This is a genomic window from Nonomuraea sp. NPDC050786 (assembly GCF_040654115.1).
Lineage (GTDB): Bacteria > Actinomycetota > Actinomycetes > Streptosporangiales > Streptosporangiaceae > Nonomuraea.
Map to the genome: position 1 here is coordinate 1 of NZ_JBFAHJ010000029.1, position 19,239 is coordinate 19,239.

The 19,239-nt window shown below is 70.1% G+C and carries 12 protein-coding genes; 10 read left to right on the plus strand and 2 right to left on the minus strand.

From position 1 onward, the window contains the following. Positions 1-180 precede the first annotated feature (180 nt). On the plus strand, positions 181-855 hold the full coding sequence (locus AB0H84_RS39120; RefSeq protein WP_357616303.1) for a hypothetical protein: 675 nt from the start codon (positions 181-183) through the stop codon (positions 853-855). Continuing rightward, a complete protein-coding gene (locus tag AB0H84_RS39125; RefSeq protein WP_357616306.1) occupies positions 852-1,907 on the plus strand; it encodes a hypothetical protein in 1,056 nt (351 codons plus the stop codon). The genes AB0H84_RS39120 and AB0H84_RS39125 overlap by 4 nt, the downstream gene beginning before the upstream one ends. 34 nt (positions 1,908-1,941) lie before the next feature. On the opposite strand, the gene AB0H84_RS39130 is transcribed toward AB0H84_RS39125, so the two are convergent. Beyond that, positions 1,942-2,394: an STAS domain-containing protein gene (locus tag AB0H84_RS39130; RefSeq protein WP_357616309.1), complete on the minus strand. Its 453-nt coding sequence runs from the start codon at positions 2,392-2,394 to the stop codon at positions 1,942-1,944. Between the two features lie 255 nt (positions 2,395-2,649). On the opposite strand from AB0H84_RS39130, the gene AB0H84_RS39135 reads away from it, so the two are divergent. Further along, positions 2,650-3,534, plus strand: a complete 885-nt coding sequence (locus AB0H84_RS39135; protein WP_357616312.1) for a hypothetical protein — start codon at positions 2,650-2,652, stop codon at positions 3,532-3,534. Positions 3,535-3,562: 28 nt separating this feature from the next. Here AB0H84_RS39135 and AB0H84_RS39140 read toward each other — a convergent pair whose 3' ends face one another. Continuing rightward, positions 3,563-5,104, minus strand: coding sequence for a glycoside hydrolase family 88 protein (locus AB0H84_RS39140; protein WP_357616315.1), 1,542 nt, complete (start codon positions 5,102-5,104; stop codon positions 3,563-3,565). Positions 5,105-5,386: 282 nt separating this feature from the next. Between AB0H84_RS39140 and AB0H84_RS39145 the strand changes: the two genes are divergently transcribed. The 7 genes from AB0H84_RS39145 to AB0H84_RS39175 all read left to right on the plus strand — a co-directional run bounded on the left by AB0H84_RS39145 (position 5,387) and on the right by AB0H84_RS39175 (position 19,220). Next, positions 5,387-7,798, plus strand: a complete 2,412-nt coding sequence (locus AB0H84_RS39145) for a PQQ-dependent sugar dehydrogenase (protein WP_357616318.1) — start codon at positions 5,387-5,389, stop codon at positions 7,796-7,798. Between the two features lie 69 nt (positions 7,799-7,867). Further along, positions 7,868-9,673 carry a glycosyl hydrolase family 28 protein gene (locus AB0H84_RS39150; RefSeq protein ID WP_357616321.1) on the plus strand — a complete coding sequence of 602 codons (1,806 nt, stop codon included), beginning with the start codon at positions 7,868-7,870 and terminating at the stop codon, positions 9,671-9,673. Further along, positions 9,670-11,547, plus strand: a complete 1,878-nt coding sequence (locus AB0H84_RS39155; RefSeq protein ID WP_357616324.1) for a glycosyl hydrolase family 28 protein — start codon at positions 9,670-9,672, stop codon at positions 11,545-11,547. Before AB0H84_RS39150 ends, AB0H84_RS39155 begins: the two co-directional genes overlap by 4 nt. Then, positions 11,544-13,592, plus strand: a complete 2,049-nt coding sequence (locus tag AB0H84_RS39160; RefSeq protein ID WP_357616326.1) for a glycosyl hydrolase family 28 protein — start codon at positions 11,544-11,546, stop codon at positions 13,590-13,592. The genes AB0H84_RS39155 and AB0H84_RS39160 overlap by 4 nt, the downstream gene beginning before the upstream one ends. A gap of 12 nt (positions 13,593-13,604) precedes the next feature. Further along, positions 13,605-15,737, plus strand: a complete 2,133-nt coding sequence (locus AB0H84_RS39165; RefSeq protein WP_357616329.1) for a discoidin domain-containing protein — start codon at positions 13,605-13,607, stop codon at positions 15,735-15,737. Beyond that, a complete protein-coding gene (locus AB0H84_RS39170) occupies positions 15,734-17,434 on the plus strand; it encodes a carbohydrate-binding protein (protein ID WP_357616332.1) in 1,701 nt (566 codons plus the stop codon). Before AB0H84_RS39165 ends, AB0H84_RS39170 begins: the two co-directional genes overlap by 4 nt. A gap of 16 nt (positions 17,435-17,450) precedes the next feature. Beyond that, the gene (locus AB0H84_RS39175) at positions 17,451-19,220 is read left to right on the plus strand and encodes a CBM35 domain-containing protein (RefSeq protein ID WP_357616335.1); all 1,770 of its coding nucleotides are present in this window, start codon (positions 17,451-17,453) and stop codon (positions 19,218-19,220) included. The last annotated feature ends 19 nt before the right edge of the window (positions 19,221-19,239 follow it).

Sequence of the window (19,239 nt, forward strand, 5' to 3'; positions counted from 1 at the left end):
AAAACCCACACCACCTACAACCAAGCAACCGCATGGTCGCACCGGCAACACGACTTCGCCGCTTGACATTCCAGGTCCAGGGATGTCTGACCCGCCGTCCCCTGCTCCTGTCCGGCCCGGCTGGATTTGAGCAGGGGGATACTCAAGACCGTCGCGGATCACGTGCTTAGCGTCGTGAGCATGAAGACCAGGACGGTTGCGACGGTGCTCGCCATGTGCCTCACCATCGGGGCGTGCAAGAGTGGGACCTTCGAAGGGCCGGACGCGGGGGATCGGCCCGACGGCGCCTCGACCCGCGCGGGGCAGCAGGACCCTCCGGCGGGGAAGCAGCGGACCAAATACGGCTTCACCCTCCCCGTCGGCAACACTGCGGTGGACGTTCACGAGGGGGCGGTGTACGACGAGCTGACGGACGGGGACTGCTCGGGTGCTCAGACGGCCCTCGACGAGAACAAGGAGAATTTCTCGAACCCGGAGGCCAACGTGCCGCTCTTCCAGGCCGGGGTTTATCTGTGTCGGAAGGATGTGGCCGCGGCCAAGTCCGAGTACGCCAAGGTGGTGTGGACGGAGTCGGAGATCTGGTTCATCTGCGAGATGCATCGGGCGGTGGGGACCGTCGTCAAGCAGAAGCCGAAGTCGGCCTTCGGCGGGTGCCCGCCGGTCCTGCCGCTGACTCCGGGCCCGGAGGACAGTCCGGATCCTGCCGAGTCTCCTGACCCGGCCAGTACACCTGATCCGGAGAGCACCCCTGATACGGAGAGCACGCCTGATCCGGGACAGACCCCCGACTCGGGCGAGACTCCGGACGCGGGCTCCGGCACGGACACGGGATCGGGATCGGGATCGGGATCGTGACGAGCGAACCCACCGTCGAGAAGCCCAAGGAGCCGCCCGAGCCCAGGCCCGAGCCCGAGCCCGCGCCCAAGCCCGAGTCCGCGCCCAAGCCCGAGCCGAAGCGCGCGCTCGAGTCCGCGCCTGCGCCGAAGCGCGCGCCCGAGGCCGATCCTTCGCGTGACGACCCCGTCGAGGCGGCCGAGTCCTCGTCCGACGACCTCATGGAGGCGGCCGAGCCCGCCGCCTCCGCCGGGCATCCAGTGCTCCGGTGGGCGCTGGCCGTGCTGGCCAACGTCACCGTCATGACCGCGCTGCTGGTGTACTTCGGCTGGCAGCGCAGCGCCGTGCAGGCGTTCGAGCTCGGCATCGACGAGAGCATCCTCGACATGTCGACCAAGGACTACGTGCTGCGGAGCGTAGGCCCGGTGCTCTACCCGCTGATGATCATTGGCGTGGCCGGGCTGCTCTGGCTGCAGGTGGACCACGCGCTCGCTCCCCGCGCGAAGAAGCACGGCACCCAGGACCGCCTGGTCAGACAGACCCTCCGCGCCCTGTCCCTCGCCTGGCTGGTGCTGCCGCTCACGATGTGGGCGCTGGGCTTCGTCCTGCGGACGGCCTCGTTCCTGGCCTTCCCGTTCAGCATCGGCGCCGGCGTCCTGCTCACCTTGTACGGAACGCACCTCCGCACCCTGCTGCCCGGCGCCTCCCCGCGCGACGGCATGCCGCTGCTGTACACGTTCACCTCGATCATCGTGTGCGTGTCGCTCTTCTACGGCGCCACCAACCTGGCCATCTACCAGGGTGTCTCCTTGGCGCAGAACCTCGTCGTCAGCGATCTCACGAGGGTGACCGTCTACAGCACCGAGCGCCTGTACCTGGGAGCGGGCAAGGAGTCCGCGCTGCCCGCCTCGACCGGCAAGGCCGCCTACAAGTACCGCTACGGCAACCTCCGCCTGTTCGCCCACACCGGCGGCCGCTACTTCCTCATCGCCGACGACTGGCGGCGCGACCATGGCGTGGTCGTCATGCTCGCGGAGTCGAGCACGATCCGCCTGGAGCTGGGAGGCCCTTGACCGGATCTGGAAGGTCCTTGATCGGAAGTGGGGCTCACACCGCGTCTCTGCCGCGGTCCTCCGCCGGCGGGCCGAGCGAGTCGGGGGCCGGGTTGCCGAGCGCCGCGAGTACGGCCTGCTCCACCGTGGCGTGCACGTGCAGGACGGCACGCGCCTGCGTGATCTCCATGATCCTCGCGAGCTTCGGAGGGGGCGCGGCCAGACGGAGGCTGCCGCCGTGCTGGCGGGCGTAGGCATGGGTGTTGAGCAGGACGCGCAGGCCCGAACTCCCCATGAACTGCGCCTCGCTGAGATCGATCACCACGTGCTCGCCCGGCACCCGGCGGCTGCGCCGGATGTAGCGATCGAGCTGCCCGGCGGTGGCGGCGTCGACCTCGCCGGCCACCGAGATCACGCTCACGCCCGGCAACCTCTGAGTGACGAACGACAGATCCGGCATGCGACGCCTACCGATCGCGAATTCTGTGGCTTGTCCGTATCGCACCATATCCGGGCGTCCGCCTTTCGCCTAGACACCGCCGCGCACTTCTTCCCCGGAGATCGTCCGGCGCCCGGACCGCAGGTGAGCAGGGGATTCAAGGAATCCTCACGAACCCTGCAAGGCCGCCTCGGCACACTGCAGTCTCCGGTACGAGTGATTGCGGGAGTCGGCATATTCAGCACGCGACAACGGACGGAAATTCGAATAACCTCGGCGCCGCGAGTTTCGATGGTGCTCTCGCCGAGTGTGACCGTCCTCGCCATGATCACGGACGCGCTCGCGGGCCGTCACCGCGGCCTGCCCCAAGCGTGGAGGAGCGCGGTCCAGTCGGGGGCGAGCCGCCGGTCGCACGAGATCGTACGGCCGCTGGGCGCCCCGGGCTGCTCCGTGGCGCCCGACAGCGTCGTGCCGCGCGCGCCGGTTCGCGACGACTCCGTGCAGGAGCAGATCGACCTCCTGCACGACCTGCCGCCCGACACCCTGCTCAAGGACCTCGAGCAGGCGTTCGGGCGGTTGCCCGCGCACTGGCGGACGGCCGCCGAGCGACCCGGCTCCTGGCTGCACGGGTACGCCGGCGCGTTCGCCGACGTCTGGGCCACGGCCGAGCCTCTGTGGAGCCGGGCCAGTCCGCTGCTCGACAGGGAGATCGCGCGCGTGGGCGTGGCGAGTGTGCGGGGCGGCTTCGACGAGCTGCTCGGCTCGGTCGCCGAGCGGCTCGTGCGTGACGAGAACGGCCTGGTCGTCGAGGGCGCCGGGGCCGGCGTGCACGAGCTCGGCGACCGGTCGCTGGTGCTGGTGCCGATGCTGGCGGGCAAGGACGCGCTGTTCGTGGGGCTGGACGACCCGGGGGCCGTGTGGATCGCGTATCCCGTTCCCGCGATGGAGAGGTTGTGGCGGACGGACTCCGACGAGCTGTCGGAGCTGCTGGGGCCGGTGCGGGCGGCGGTGCTCCGCACGCTCGACCGGCCCATGACCATGACCATGCTGGCCGGCGGGATGAACATCGCGCCGAGCAGCCTCACGTTCCACTGCGACCGGCTGGTCGCGGCGCGGCTCATCGCCCGCGAGCGCAGGGGCCGCGAGGTGTGGATCGACCGCACGCCCCGGGCGGGGGAACTGCTCGAGCTCTGCCTCCGCCAGGCCTGACCGCCGGGATTCTGGATGGGCCCGGCCCCTAGCGGCTGAGCTGCTCGTTCATGATGAGGAACGCCCCCAGTCCGTGGAAGTCGTTGACCGGCCGGGCCCGCCCGAAGTAGAAGCTGAGCGAGTCGCTGGCGTTGGTGCCCTCGCTGACGCCCACGAGGTTGGTCCGCCCGTCGGAGCCGAGTGACACCTGGGCCAGCACGCCCTGGTAGCCGCGCTCCGCGTTCACGCGGTAGGAGGCGTCCACGTACCCGCGCTCGACCGCCCGCGAGATCGTGTACGTGTACATCGCCGAGCACGACGTCTCCGTCCAGTTCGACGGGTTGGACGGCTCGGTGACCACCTGCCACCAGCGGCCCGTGGCCGGGTCCTGCCAGCGGGCGTACGCGGGCACGAGCTCGCGCAGGATGTCGATCAGCGCGGCCCGGCGCGGATGGTCGGCCGGGATCAGCTCGAGGATGTCGGTCACGGCCATCCCGAACCAGCCCATCGCCCGGCACCACGAGATCCCGTTCGTGTTGCCCAGTGAGGGTTTGACCCAGGACGCGGTGGGGCCGCCCGGCTCGTCGTAGGCGTGGTACAGCAGCCCGGCGGCCTGGCCCGAGGTGCGGCGCAGGTGGCTCCAGTAGATCTCGAGCTGCTTGGCGGGCTCGGCGCCGGTGAAGGAGTCGGCCGCCACCCAGGCGCCGTACCGGGCGAGGAACGGGTCCACCATGTAGACGCCGTCGCCCCAGAGCTGGCCCTCGCGCGAGCTGGACGTGGAGTGCCACCAGCCGCCGTCGGAGGTGCGCGGGTACGTGTTCAGCCGGGTCCTGATCTTGGCCGCGGCCGTGCGGTAACGGGCCTGGCCGGTCTCCCGGTAGAGGGCGAGCAGGACGTTGCCGGCCTGCATGCTGTCGAGGTTGTTGAAGCTCTGGGAGATGCCGCCGGAGGAGTCCACGAACCGGTCGGCCCAGTCCTTGATGTACTGCAGGTAGCGGGGCTCTCCCGTGCGCCGGTACACGAGGTACTGCCCCCAGAGGTAGAGGCCCTGCGGGTAGCTCCAGCCGCCGAGAGAGCTGGGGGAGAAGCGGGCCATCGTCGAGTCGACCATCGCCCTGGACCAGTCGGTGCCCGTCGAGGAGTCCACGCTCAGCGAGTCGAGGTTCGGGCCGCCGTTGGCGGTGGTGGCCGCGGCCCTGACCGCGTTCGCGCCGGCCGCCAGCTCGGCCCGGACCGTCACCGTCCGCCAGGTGGTCCAGGAGCCGGTGCCGGGGAAGGAGAGCGTCGCGGTCGTGCCGCCGGCCGTGATGCTCATCGGCCGGTCGGCGCCCGTGCCGTTGGCGTAGCGGAAGGCGAGCGTGACGGTTCCCGGCCCGTTCACCGTCCACTCGACGGACGAACCCGCCACGTTGTCGAAGTTGACGAAGCCGGAGCCGGTGAAGCCGGCGTGGTTCGACTCGACGACGCCCTGCGAGATCGTTCCGTTCTCGGCCTCGTAGAGGGTGGCAGCCGCGGCCGGAGCGGCGGCAACCGGTTGCAGAAACAAGAGCGCGCCGAGTGCGGCGGCGCTGGTCGCGCGAAGACGTCCCATGTATCACTCCGGGTCTGACGAGCGGTGATGCCGTGCTGCCGGTTTCAGATGTACGCATCCATCGGCGTATGGCTCCGATCTCCTGAGGCGCATTTCAGGCATACATCCCGACCTCGCCCCTGTCTACCGGTCACTTTCATCCGATGTATCGAAAACAAAGAGTTAGGAAAGTTTCCTAAAATATGGACCGTTCCAAGTATTGACGCCCACCGCGGTTTGTGACAATCGTTTGGAAAGCTCCCTCCCCTTACTCGAGGCATCACTCTCAGCCAGGAGCGCCCGATGAACTTCAGCAAGTCCCGGGCCTGCGTCATCGCCTGCTTGCTCGCCCTGGGAATGACAGCTGTCCCGGCCGACGCGGCGTCCACCCGGTACGAAGCCGAGAACGCGACGATCTCCCAGGGCGTCGTCGAGTCCAACCACGCCGGCTACTCCGGCTCCGGCTTCGTCAACGGGGACAACGTCGCCGGCTCGTACACCGAATGGACCGTCAACGCGCCCGCCGCGGGCACCGCCACGCTGGCCTTCCGCTACGCCAACGGCACGGGCGCCGACCGGCCGAGCGACATCGCCGTCAACGGCACGACCGTCGCCGCCGCCCGGTCGTTCCCCGCCACCGGCGCCTGGACCACCTGGACCACGGTCACGCTGACCGCCCAGCTCACGGCGGGTGCGAACAAGATCAGGGCCACCGCCACGAGCGCGGGCGGCAACCCGAACTGGGACTACCTCGACGCCGAGGTCCAGTCGTCGGCCTTCACCGACTACCAGGCGGAGTCCGCGACGATCGCGCAGGGCGTCGTCGAGTCGAACCACGCCGGCTTCACCGGCTCCGGCTTCGTCAACTACGACAACATCACCGGCTCGTACGTCGAGTTCGCCGTCAGCGCGGCCGGCGCGGGCACCCAGAGCCTGACCTTCCGCTTCGCCAACGGCACCACCACCGACCGGCCGATGACCATCACCGTCAACGGCACCGCCGTGGCCACCGCCCGCTCCTTCCCCGGCACCGGCGCCTGGACCACCTGGCAGGAGATCACCGTCGACGCGCCGCTCAACGCGGGCGGCAACACGGTCAGAGCCACCGCCACCACCGACAACGGCGGGCCCAACCTCGACCGGCTGCGGGTCAGCGGCCCGGGTGACACCGAGAAGCCGACCTCGCCGGGGCAGCCGACGTGCTCCGACATCTCCTACAACGCCCTGACACTGGACTGGCCGCCGTCCACCGACAACATCGGCGTCGTCGCGTACGACATCTACCACCAGGGCCAGCAGATCGCGACCGCGACCGTGGCTCCGTACCGGCTGACCGGGCTCAACCCGAACTTCTCCTACCAGCTGTCGGTGTTCGCCCGAGACGCCTCCGGCAACGTCTCGCTGAGCAGCCCCGAGGCGAACTGCCAGACGCTGCCCGCGCCCGCCGACAACCCGCCGTCGCGGCCGGGGCAGCCCACCGTCAGCGGCGTGCAGGCCACCTCGGCGACCGTGACCTGGGGCGCCTCCACGGACGACAACGGGGTGCGCGCCTACCTGGTGCGGGACAACGCCACCAACGCCGTGCTCGCCACGGTCACCGGGACCCCGCCCGCCACCACGGCCAGTGTGCCGCTCGAGTGCGCGCACACGTACCAGGTGCACGTCGTCGCGCGTGACACGGCCAACCAGCTCTCCACGCCGAGCGCGCCGTCCGCGTCGTTCACCACGGGTGGCTGCGGCACCGTGCCGCAGACGCCGACCAGCGTCGCCGGCGGCTGGGACGTGCCGTGGGACATCTCCTGGGCGCCGGACGGCTCGTACGCGCTGGTGACGGAGCGCGACACGTTCAAGGTGTTCAAGGTGACGCCGTCGGGCACCAAGACGCAGGTCGGCACCGTGCCCAACGTGCAGACCACCGGCGGCGAGGGCGGCCTCATGGGCCTGGACTTCTCGCCCACCTGGAACGGCACGACCGACCAGGAGGTGTTCTTCATGCACACCGCCTCCGAGGGCAACCGGGTCGCGAAGATGAACTTCAACGGCACCGCGCTCAGCGGGTACGCGAGCATCCTGCAGGGCATCGACAAGAACCGGTACCACAACGGCGGCCGGATCAGGTTCGGCCCCGACGGCTACCTGTACGTCACCACCGGCGACGCGCAGTCCTCGAGCAACGCGCCCGACCTCGACTCGCTCAACGGCAAGATCCTGCGCATCACCAAGACCGGCGCCGCCGCACCCGGCAACCCGTTCGGCACCCGCGTCTACAGCTACGGCCACCGCAACCCGCAGGGCCTGGCCTGGGACTCGGCCGGCCGCCTGTGGTCGTCGGAGCTGGGCAACTCCTCGCGTGACGAGCTCAACCTCATCCAGCCGGGCAAGAACTACGGCTGGCCCACCTGCGAGGGCACCTGCAGCACCTCCGGCATGACGAACCCGAAGTACACCTGGAGCGTCTCGGAGGCCTCGCCGAGCGGCATCGCCATCGTCAACAACACGGTCTTCATGGCGGCGCTGCGCGGCCAGCGGCTCTGGCGCATCGTGCTGAACGGCGAGAACGTCTCGACCGTCAACTCGTACTTCAACGGCACGTACGGCCGGCTCCGCGCGGTCGAGAAGGTGCCCGGGGCCAACGCCATCTGGTTCGGCTCCACCAACTCCGACAACAACGGCGACGGCTCGGCCGACACGATCCGGCGCTCCGCCATCCAGTAGTCACCCCTCGACGCCGGCGGTCGCGCAGCAGCGCGGCCGCCGGATCCAGCACCCCCCCGGAGCCTCCCCATGCATCCCTCCAGAAGGGCCGTGCTCAAAGGAGCGCTGCTCGCCCCCGTGCAGGCGGGCGCCGTGCTGCCGCCGGCGCCCGCCACGGCCACCGCTTTGAACTCGGTACTCGACTCCCCGTGGGATCAAGTGCCGGCGATCCTGGCCAGGATCGTGCCGCCGGCCTTCCCCGACCGCACGTTCCCGATCACCGACTACGGCGCCAAGCCGGACAACTCCACCGACTGCACGCCCGCCTTCCGCTCCGCCATCGCCGCCTGCAACGCGGCCGGCGGCGGCACCGTGCTCGTCCCCGGCACCGGCAAGTTCCGCACCGGCCAGATCCACCTGCTGTCCGGCGTGCGGCTGCACGTCGAGGCCGGCGGCACGATCCGGTTCAGGTCGGACGCGGGCTCGTACCTGCCGAACGTCTACACCCGCTGGCAGGGGATCGAGTGCTACAACTACTCGCCCTTCATCTACGCCCGGAACCAGAGCGACATCGCCCTGACCGGGACCGGCACGATCGACGGGAACGCGGCGGCCGGGCCGTGGTCCGGCTTCGACGACCGGCGCGGCCCCGACTGGGACCGGTTGCAGCAGCTGGCGGTGGACGGCGTGCCGGTCGAGCAGCGGCAGTTCGGCGACGGCCACTATCTCAAGCCGAGCATGATCCAGTTCTACGGCTGCCGGAACATCCTCGTCGAGGACTTGGACATCCGGAACCCTGCGATGTGGACCATCCACCCCGTCTTATCCCGAAATATCATGATAAGGCGGGTCAAAATCTACAGCCGGGGCGCGATGGTGGACGGCGTCGACCCCGAGTGCTCGTCCGACGTGCTCATCGAGGGCTGCACGTTCGACACCGGCGACGACGGCACGGTCATCAAGTCGGGCCGCGACACCGACGGCCGCCGCGTGGGCGTGCCGTCCACCGACATCGTCATCCGCGGCAACACCTACTACGGCCGCTGGGGCGCGATCACGGTCGGCAGCGAGATGTCCGGCGGCGTCCGCAACGTCTTCGCGGAGAACAACCGCATCCTCGCGGGCTCCTCGTACCACTCGTTCTACGCGCTCTACCTGAAGACCAACAACCGGCGCGGCGGGACGGTGGACGGCGTGCACGTCCGCGACCTGACGGGCGGCCCGTGCGACCGGGGCGGCTTCTTCGTCGACATGAACTACAGCCTGACCGGCCCCGGGCAGGGCCCGATCGTCAACCCGGTCATCCAGAACATCACCGTGGACGGCCTGGACATCGCCGGCTCGCCGTTCGCGATCAAGCTGTCGGGCTCGTCCGCCGGCCACATCCGCAACGTGACGATCGCCAACAGCACCTTCACCCAGATCGACACGCCCGCGCCGCAGCTCTCCAACGCGGACGGCGTCGTGCTGCGAAACGTCCGCATCAACGGCGTCCTGTACGGGCCGTCCCCCGGCAACCGGTACGAGGCGGAGAACGCCACGATCTCGCAGGGCGTCGTCGAGTCCAACCACGCCGGGTTCTCCGGCACCGGGTTCGTCAACTCCGACAACGTCGCGGGCGCCTACGTGGAGTGGCGGCACGACGCCGCCGCGGCCGGCCCCGTCACGCTCGCCGTCCGCTACGCCAACGGCACGAGCGCGAACCGCCCCGCGGACCTGGCCGTCAACGGCCGGGTGGTGGCCTCCGGCCTGTCCTTCCCCAGCACCGGCGCCTGGACCTCGTGGACCTCCCGGAGCGTGGTCGCCGACCTCGCCGCCGGCGCCAACACCATCCGCCTCACCGCCACCACGGCGGGCGGGTGCCCCAATCTCGACTACCTGGAGGTGCTCCAATGACGATCTCCCGTCGCGACCTCCTCAAGGCCGGAGGCGTGGCGGGCGGCGCCCTGCTCGCGTCCTCCGCCATGGCCCGCGCGGCGAGCGGGGCCACGCATGCCGGTCGGGTCGCCGCGCACGCTGGATCAGTCGCCGCCGGCGGGCTCACGGACGCCGGGCCCGTCGCCGCGGGCGCGGCGGGCTCGGCCGCCTCGCCCTGGGACCGTGTGCCCGAGATCCTGTCGCGGATCGTCCCGCCGTCCTTTCCCGACCGCGCCTTCCCGATCACCTCGTACGGCGCCGTCGGCGACGGCAGCACCGACTGCACGGCCGCGTTCCGCGACGCCGTCGCCGCGTGCAACGCGGCGGGCGGCGGCCGGGTGGTGGTGCCGTCCGGGACGTTCCGCACCGGCAAGATCCACCTGCTGTCGAACGTCAACCTCCAGGTGAACGGCACCATCAGGTTCCGCACGGACCCCGGCTCGTACCTGCCGGCCGTCTTCACCCGCTGGGAGGGGATCGAGTGCTACAACTACTCGCCCTTCATCTACGCCAACGGCCGGACCAACATCGCGATCACCGGAACCGGCACCATCGACGGCAACGCGCCCGCCGGTGACTGGTCGTCGTGGGGGAGCGGCGGCGCCGACCGCGACCAGCTCCGCGAGTGGGGCGCGAACGACCATCCGGTGGCGCAGCGCCAGTTCGGCGACGGCCACAAGCTGCGGCCCAACCTGATCGGCCTCTACAACTGCACCGCGGTGCTCGTCGAAGGCGTCAACCTGCGCAACCCCGCGATGTGGACGCTCCACCCGGTCTACTGCACGAACGTCACCGTCAGGAACGTCACCTTCTACTCGACCAACTCCCAGGGCGACGGCTGCGACCCCGACTCGTGCACCGACGTGCTGATCACCGGCTGCCGGTTCAACACCAACGACGACTGCGTGCCCGTCAAGTCGGGCCGCGACCGCGACGGTCGCCGGGTCGGCCGCCCCTCGCAGAACATCGTGGTCCAGAACTGCAAGTTCAGCGGCCGGTGGGGCGGCGTGACCATCGGCAGCGAGATGTCCGGCGGCGTGCGGGACGTGTTCGCCGAGGACTGCGAGTGCAACGCGCCGGACTTCCCCGGCCGCTACCCGGTCAAGTACGCCCTCTACGTCAAGACCAGCTTCAATCGAGGCGGCTACGTGGACGGCGTCCACCTGCGCCGCATCACCGGCCACGACCTGGAGCGCAGCGCCCTCTACGTGACGCTCGACTACGAGACCTCGGGCTCCCTGCCACCCGTCGTCCAGAACTTCACCGCGGACAGGCTCACCATCGACGGCGCGGCGCAGGCGTACGACCTGGACGGCCGCTCGACGGACCACATCAAGAACGTCACGATCTCCAACAGCACGTTCACCGGCATCTCGACGGCCACGCCCACCGCGTCGAACGTCGACAACCTGGTGCTGTCCGGCGTCTTCGTCAACGGCAAGGACATCTCCACCACCCGGCCGCCGGCCGGGACGCGCTACGAGGCCGAGGACGCCGTGATCTCGCAGGGCGCCGTCGAGTCGAACCACGCCGGCTACTCCGGCACCGGGTTCGTCAACACCGACAACGTGGCCGGGGCCTACGTCGAGTTCGCGGTGAGCGCGGCGGCGGCCGGCAGCAGGCCTCTCACCATCAGGTACGCCAACGGCACGAGCACCGCCCGGCCCTTCGCGGTCACGGTCAACGGGAGCGCGGTCGGCTCCGCCGTCAACGCTCCCGGCACCGGCGCCTGGACGACCTGGACCTCCGCCTCCGTCACCGTGCCCCTCGTCTCCGGCGCCAACACCGTCCGGCTCACCGCCACCACGGCCGGCGGCCTGCCCAACCTCGACTACGTGGAGCTGCAGCCATGACCGCTCTCCGCCGAGCCCTGCCGGTGTGCGCCGCGGCCCTGCTCGTCCTGTCACCCCAGCCCGCGAGCGCGACTCCCGAGCCCAGCCTGTCATCCCAGCTCGCGAGCGCCGCGAGCGCGACTCCTGGACTCGGCCGGTCGCCCCGACCCGTGAGTGCGGCGTCCCAGGCCGCGGGCGTGCTCGCGGAGTTCAACGTGCGCGACTACGGCGCCACGGGCAGCGGCTCGACCAATGACGACGACGCCATCGACCGCGCCATCAACGCCGCGAGCGCCGCCCCGGGCGGCACCGTGGTCTTCCCGTCCGGCCGCTACCGGTCCCGCACGATCCACCTGAAGTCGCACGTCACGCTCAGGCTCGACGCCGGCGCCACCCTCCTGGCCGCGGGCAGCGGCATGGACGCGCCCGAGTCCAACCCGAACGACGACTACCAGGACTACGGCCACAGCCACTTCCACAACTCGCTCATGTGGGGCAGCGGCATCACCGACTTCCACATCACGGGCACCGGCACGATCGACGGCGACGGCAACCTGATCACCGGCAACCCGGACTCCGGCGAGGCCGACAAGGCGCTCACGCTCACCGAGTGCTCCGACATCAGCCTGACCGGGGTCACGTTCCGGCGCGGCGGCCACTTCGGCGCCCTGATCAACGGCTGCCACGACATCACGATCGACAACCTGAAGACGGTCTACGCGAGCAGCGGCGTGCGCGACGGCATCAACCTGATCAACAGCTGGAACGTCACCGTCACCGACAGCCGCATCGAGGCGAGCGACGACGCCCTGGTGTTCAAGAGCGACTACGCCCTCGGCCACACCTACACCAGCCAGAACGTCCGCGTGCGCGGCACCACCGTCTACTCGCACGAGAACAACGCGCTGCAGTTCGGCTCGGAGACCTGCGGCAGCTTCCGCGACTTCCGGTTCGAGAACATCACCGTGCTGGGCGCGGGCAAGGCCGGCATCGGCATCGTCTCCATGGACGGCGCGATCATCGAGGACGTCCACTACGACAACGTGACGCTCACCAAGACCACGTCGCCCTTCTTCTTCAAGATCGGTGAGCGGAAGCGCTGCCCCGGCTCGCCGCCCGCCGGACGGATCCGGAACATCACGATCTCGAACGTCACCGGGACCGACCTGACCGCGCCCGTGGTCACCGGCACGGTCGGCGCGTCCGACTACACCAGCACGCTGACCGGCACGCCGTCCGTGGACCTCGGCCCCGGCATCACGTTCCAGAACGTCGACCTCACGGTCCCCGGCGGGCACCCCGCCTCGGAGGCGAGCAGGGTGCCGGGCGAGTACCTCACCACGTACCCGCCGCGCGACTACGGCGCGCGCCCCTCGTACGGCTACTGGATCAGGCACGCCACCGGCATCACGCTCAACGGCGAGACCCGGTTCCAGGAGAACGACAACCGGCCGTACGCCATCGCCGACGACGCCTCCAACGTGCAACTGAACGGCGTCGTCGCGCAGCGCGGCAGTGGCAGCGCGTACGACGTCGGGTTCAGCGGCGTCAACGGCTACGCCGTGCGCGACAGCGCCGACACCGCGGGCGGCGCGCTGCGGGTGCGGGCCACCGGCTCCACGCCCATCGGGGAGGACCCGGTCACCCGCTACGCCGAGGCGGAGTCCGGCACGATCACCGCACCCATGCAGACGGCGGCCGACACCGCCGCGTCCGGCGGCTCGTACGTGACGGTGGCCGCGGGCAACAACAGCAAGTCCAGCGCGCCCGCCACCGGCTGGGCCACGCTCGCGTTCGACCTCCCGCGCGGCGGCACCTTCGCCGTCTGGGCCAGGGTGATCGCCGCCAACGACGGAGACGACTCGTTCTGGGTGCGCTCCGGCACGGGAACGTGGAGCAACTGGAACAACATCCCGATCGGCACCTCCTGGCACTGGGCCAAGCTGCCCGTCACGTACGACCTGGCGGCCGGAGCGCGCACGATCACCTTCGCCTACCGCGAGGACGGCGCCCGGCTGGATCGGGTGGCCCTCTCCAGCGACCCCGCGTTCACCCCAGCGTCCTAAGGAGGCGCATCCATGAAACGCACGGCGACGCTCGCCGTCTTGGCACTCCTGCTCGGCCTGCTCACCGCCGCTCCGGCGCGGGCCGACCTGCAGCATCCGCGCCAGGCTTTCCTGCGCAACTCGATCGCCGGGCTCTTCCTCCACTGGGGCGAGCGGACCTCGCCGCAGCACACCAGCTGCAGCGCGTGGGAGGCCGACGTCACCAACGGCGGCTGGAGCGCCTCCTACTGGGTGAACGAGGCCAAGAAGCTGCACGCCCAGTACATCGTGCTGGCCACCTTCCACAGCAGGCTCGGGTACGCCCGCCCGTACCCGAGCGAGATCCCCGGCTCCTGCCGCACCACGCGGGACTTCCTCGGCGAGTTGATCGACGCCGCGGACGCGCAGGGACTGAAGGTCATCAACTACATGACCGACGACCCGCAGTGGCACAACGAGGGGCTCAGCTCCGGCGACTGGCTCAACTCCTCGGCCTTCTCCGGCTACGTCGGCCACAGCGTGGACCTGACCACCCGCGACGGGTTCGGCGAGTTCAGCTACCTGCAGTTCTTCGAGCAGATGAAGCGCTATCCGAAGCTGGCCGGGTTCTGGATCGACAACGACAACGCCTACTGGGAGCGCAACGACCTCTACGCCAAGATCTACCAGCAGCGCCCCGACATGACGATCTCGAACAACAACGAAGACACGCCGATCATGGACATGATCAGCAACGAGCAGAAGACCGGCATGACGCCGTCGTACGACTACCCGCAGGCGGTCTACACGGCGCTGCCGCGGCTGATCGAGGCCGACTTCAAGCTGCCCACCGGCGGGCCCTGGTGGTACGGCGGCTCCGACCAGGCCGTGGACCGCAAGCTCACGCTCGGCCGGCTCATCACGAACGCCGGCTCGTCGGTCAAGGCGCTCATGGCCGAGACCGCCATGGTCAACGGCCGCTTCCCCGCCCAGCAGGCCGACTTCAACAACTTCGCGAACACCTACCTCTCGGCCATCTGGGAGTCGCTCGGCGGCACCGAGGGCGGCGGCTACATGTTCGGCGGGCTCAAGCCGGGCTTCTGGAACAACGGCGCGCACGGCGTGACCACGATCGCCAAGAACGACCCCGACCGGCACTACGTCCACGTGCTCACGCCGCCGTCCGGCAGCACGCTGTCGCTGCGGGACAACGGCTACCGGATCACCTCGGTGACGAACCTGCGCACCGGCGCGCCCGTCGCGTTCACGCAGTCGGGCGGGACGCTGACGCTGAGCGGGATCAGCAGCTGGGACACGTACGACACGGTCTTCAAGGTGATCTCGAGCGGCCGCCAGGGGATCCACACCGGCGTCACGCTCTCGGCGAGCTCGTCCACCAGCGGCCACGGCGCGGCGGCGGCGGGCGACGGCGACTATCTGACCTACTGGGACAGCAACGCCGCCGAGCCCGCGCGGCTCACCTTCGACCTGGGCTCTGCCAAGCGCATCCAGTACCTCGCCTTCAACCAGCGGGAGGACTCCACCGTCTACCCGTCGTCCGGCTCCGCGCGGATCTCCGGCTACCAGGTGCACGTCAGCGACGACGGCTCGAACTGGGGGAGCGCGGTCAAGACCGGGACCGTGCCGAACGCGCGCGGCGTGCAGTTCATCGACCTGAACGCGGTCACCGCCCGCTATGTCCGGCTCACCAAGACTGGGCACCACGGCGTCGCCCGCTGGCGGGTGGACGAGGCGTGGGTCGGCGGCCAGTACGCGGGCGGCAGCGCCCCGTCCGGCACGCGCTACGAGGCCGAGAACGCGACGATCTCGCAGGGCGTCGCCGAGTCCAACCACGCGGGGTACTCGGGGACGGGCTTCGTCAACGGCGACAACGTGGCGGGCTCGTACGTGGAGTTCTCCGTGAACGCGCCCGCGGCCGGAACTGCCACGATCGCGCTGCGTTACGCCAACGGGACGTCGACCAACCGGCCGGCGGCCATCACCGTGAACGGCGGCGCCGCCCAGACCCGCGACTATGCCGGCACCGGCGCCTGGACCACCTGGACGACCGACACGTTCACCGTCCCGCTCAATGCCGGGGCCAACACGCTGCGGGTGAGCGCCACGACGGACGGCGGCAACCCGAACCTCGACTACATCGACGTCACCACGGGAGGTGCCTCATGAAAGGCGCGCTCGCGGGCCTGGCGCTCGTCGCCGCGTGCCTGGCCGTCCCCGCCGGCGCCGCTCCGGCCGCCGCCTCGGACAACGGGCTGTCGATCAGGCCGGCGATGGGCTGGAGCAGCTGGAGCTTCGTCCGCCGCTGGCCCGACGAGACCAAGATGAAGGCGCAGGCGGACGCGCTGGTCAGCAGTGGCCTCGCCGACAAGGGCTACGTCTACGTCAACCTCGACGACTTCTACCAGAAGTGCGACTCCAACGGCTTCGTCGTCGACAATTACGGCCGATGGGCGGTCGACAGCACCAAGTTCCCGTCGGGGATCAAGGCGCTGGCCGACTACGTGCACGCCAGAGGGCTGAAGTTCGGCTTCTACGTCACCCCCGGCATCGCGAAGAACGCCGTCACCGCCAACAAGCCGATCGAGGGCACGTCGTACCACGCGCAGGACATCGCGGACACGACGCAGACGCACAAGAACTACAACTGCAAGAACATGTACCGGCTCAAGCACTCCCACCCGGGCGCGCAGGCGTTCATCAACTCGTGGGCCGACCAGATGGCCTCGTGGGGCGTGGACTATCTCAAGATCGACGGCGTGGACGCGACCACGGTCGCCGACGTGGAGGCGTGGGACAAGGCGCTGCGCCAGACCGGCCGGCCGATCAACTTCGCGCTCTCCAACAACCTGCCGATCGCCCAGGCCACCACCTGGAAGCGGCTGGCCAACAGCTGGCGCACCCAGGGCGACGTCGAGTGCTACTGCGGCTCGGGGCCGAACGGCAGCGGCTACCCGCTGACCGACTGGTCGCACGTCGTGAGCCGGTTCAACTCGGCCGCCTCCTGGCAGCAGTACGCCGGCCCCGGCGGGTGGAACGACTACGACTCGCTGCAGATCGGCAACGGCGACCAGGTCGGGCTCACCGCCGACCAGCGCCGCGCGCACATGACGCACTGGGCGATGGCCGCGAGCCCGCTGCTGCTCGGCACCGACCTGACCGCGCTCACCTCGGTCGACCTGGCGATGTTGAAGAACGACCGGCTGATCGCGGTCGACCAGGACGGCGTCGCCGCGCAGCGCGTCGTCAACAGCGGCGTCAACCAGGTGTGGCGCAAGCGGGAGTCGAACGGCGACTACATCGTCGCGCTCTACAACACCGGAACGTCGGGCAACTCCACGGTGAGCGTCACCTGGTCGCAAGTGGGCTTCACCGGACCGGCCGCGGTCACGAACCTGTGGTCCGGCGCGTCGGAGGGCACCGTGAGCTCCTCCTTCAGCGCCACGTTACGGCCCGGCGAGACCCGCCTCATCCGGGCACGGCCGGCCGCGGGACAGCGGTACGAGGCCGAGAACGCGACGATCTCGCAGGGCGCCGCCGAGTCCAACCACGCGGGCTACTCGGGGACGGGCTTCGTCAACGGCGACAACGTGGCGGGCTCGTACGTGGAGTTCACGGTGAACGCCGCCGCGGCCGGTCCCGCCACACTCACCCTGCGTTACGCCAACGGAACGTCGACCAACCGCCCGATGACCATCGACGTCAACGGCACCACCATGACGCGGGACTTCCCCGGCACCGGCGACTGGGACACCTGGGCGGACGCCACGTTCGCCGTGTCCCTGCAGGCCGGCGCCAACACCGTCCGAGCCACCGCCACCACCGCCAACGGCGGCCCCAACGTCGACTACCTCGACGTCTCCTGACCGGAAGGAGCGCCCCATGCACCCCCCACGCCTGTGCTTACCCCGTTTCGCGCCCTTACGCCCCCTGATCGTCCTGGCCGCCGCCTGCCTCGCCGTCACCGCGCTGGTCGCGCTCCCCGCCCGGGCGGCGATCGCCCGCTACGAGGCCGAGAACGCGACGATCTCGCAGGGCGTCGTCGAGTCGAACCACGCCGGGTTCTCCGGCACGGGCTTCGTCAACAGCGACAACGCCTCCGGCCCGTACACGGAATGGACGGTCAACGCGCCCGTGGCGGGCACCGCCACGCTGGCCATCCGCTACGCCAACGGCACGACCAGCGCCCGCACCGCGGACGTCTCGGTGAACGGCACGGTCGTCTCGGCCGGCCGCTCGTTCGCTCCCACCGGGGCCTGGACCACGTGGGCCACCTCGACCCTCACCGCGACGCTCAACGCGGGCGACAACACCATCCGTCTGACGGCCGTGAACTCGGGCGGCAACCCCAACCTCGACTATCTCGAGGTCACCGTGGCCGACGCGCCCGCGACCGAGTACCAGGCGGAGGCCGCCACGCTGTCACAGGCCGCGGTGGCGACCAACCACACCGGCTACACCGGCTCCGGCTTCGTCGACTACGTCAACACGACCGGCGGCTACATCGAGTGGACCGTCAACGTGGCCGACTCCGGCTCGCACACGCTCACCATCCGCTACGCCAACGGGACGTCGACCAACCGCCCGATGAGCATCAGCGCCAACGGCACGGCCACCACGCGGGACTTCCCCGCCACCGCCAACTGGGACACCTGGGCGGACGCCCAGATCACCGCCACGCTGAACGCCGGCGTCAACACCGTCCGCGCGACCGCCACCACCGCCAACGGCGGCCCCAACGTGGACCGGCTCTCGGTCAGCGGCCCCGGCGGTCCCGACGGGCAGGCGCCGACCGTGCCCGCGAGCGTCCGCGTCACCGGAACCTCGGCCTCCAGCATCTCGCTGGCCTGGACCGACTCCAGCGACAACGTGGCCGTCACCGGCTACCGCGTCTACGAGGGGACGACCGTGGTCACCACGACGCCGACCGCGGGCGCCACGATCGGCGGGCTCGCCGCCGGGTCCACGCACACGTACACGGTCACCGCGTTCGACGCGGCCGGCAACGAGTCGGGGCACAGCACCGCGGTCAGCGGCACGACCGGCGGTGGCGGCGGCACCGGCCCGACGGCCGACCAGCTCCTGGCGAAGGTGACGTCGTGCAGCCAGATCTCCAACGGCAAGTACAAGACGGACTCCGACGTGAGCTCGGCGACGGTCGCGGTGTGCCAGAAGACCGGCGCGGTGTTCTGGAAGGGCGACATGGACATCGACTGCGACGGAGTCCGCACGTCGCAGTGCAACGAGAACACCGACTGCTGCTTCCAGGCCGACACGTTCTGCCACACCAGCGGCGACTCGCCGCTCAACGCGGCGCAGCTCGCGTACATGGTGGTGCCGAGCTCCAGCTCCATCTGGGACTACCGGACCAAGGGCATCGGCTGCGGCACCGTGGTGGCGATCGTCTACAACGGGCAGGTGGAGTACGCGGTGATGGGCGACACGGGGCCGAGCGGCATCATCGGCGAGGCCTCCTACCGGACGGCCGCCGACCTCGGCATCAACCCCGACCCGAGCAACGGCGGCACCGACAGCGGCGTCACCTACATCGTCTTCACCGGCTCCGACACCAAGGTCCAGACCATCGAGAACCACTCCCAGGCGGTGACCCTGGGCCGCACGCTGGCCCAGCGCTTCCTCGACCAGAACTGACGCTCTCGTCCCGTGCGGC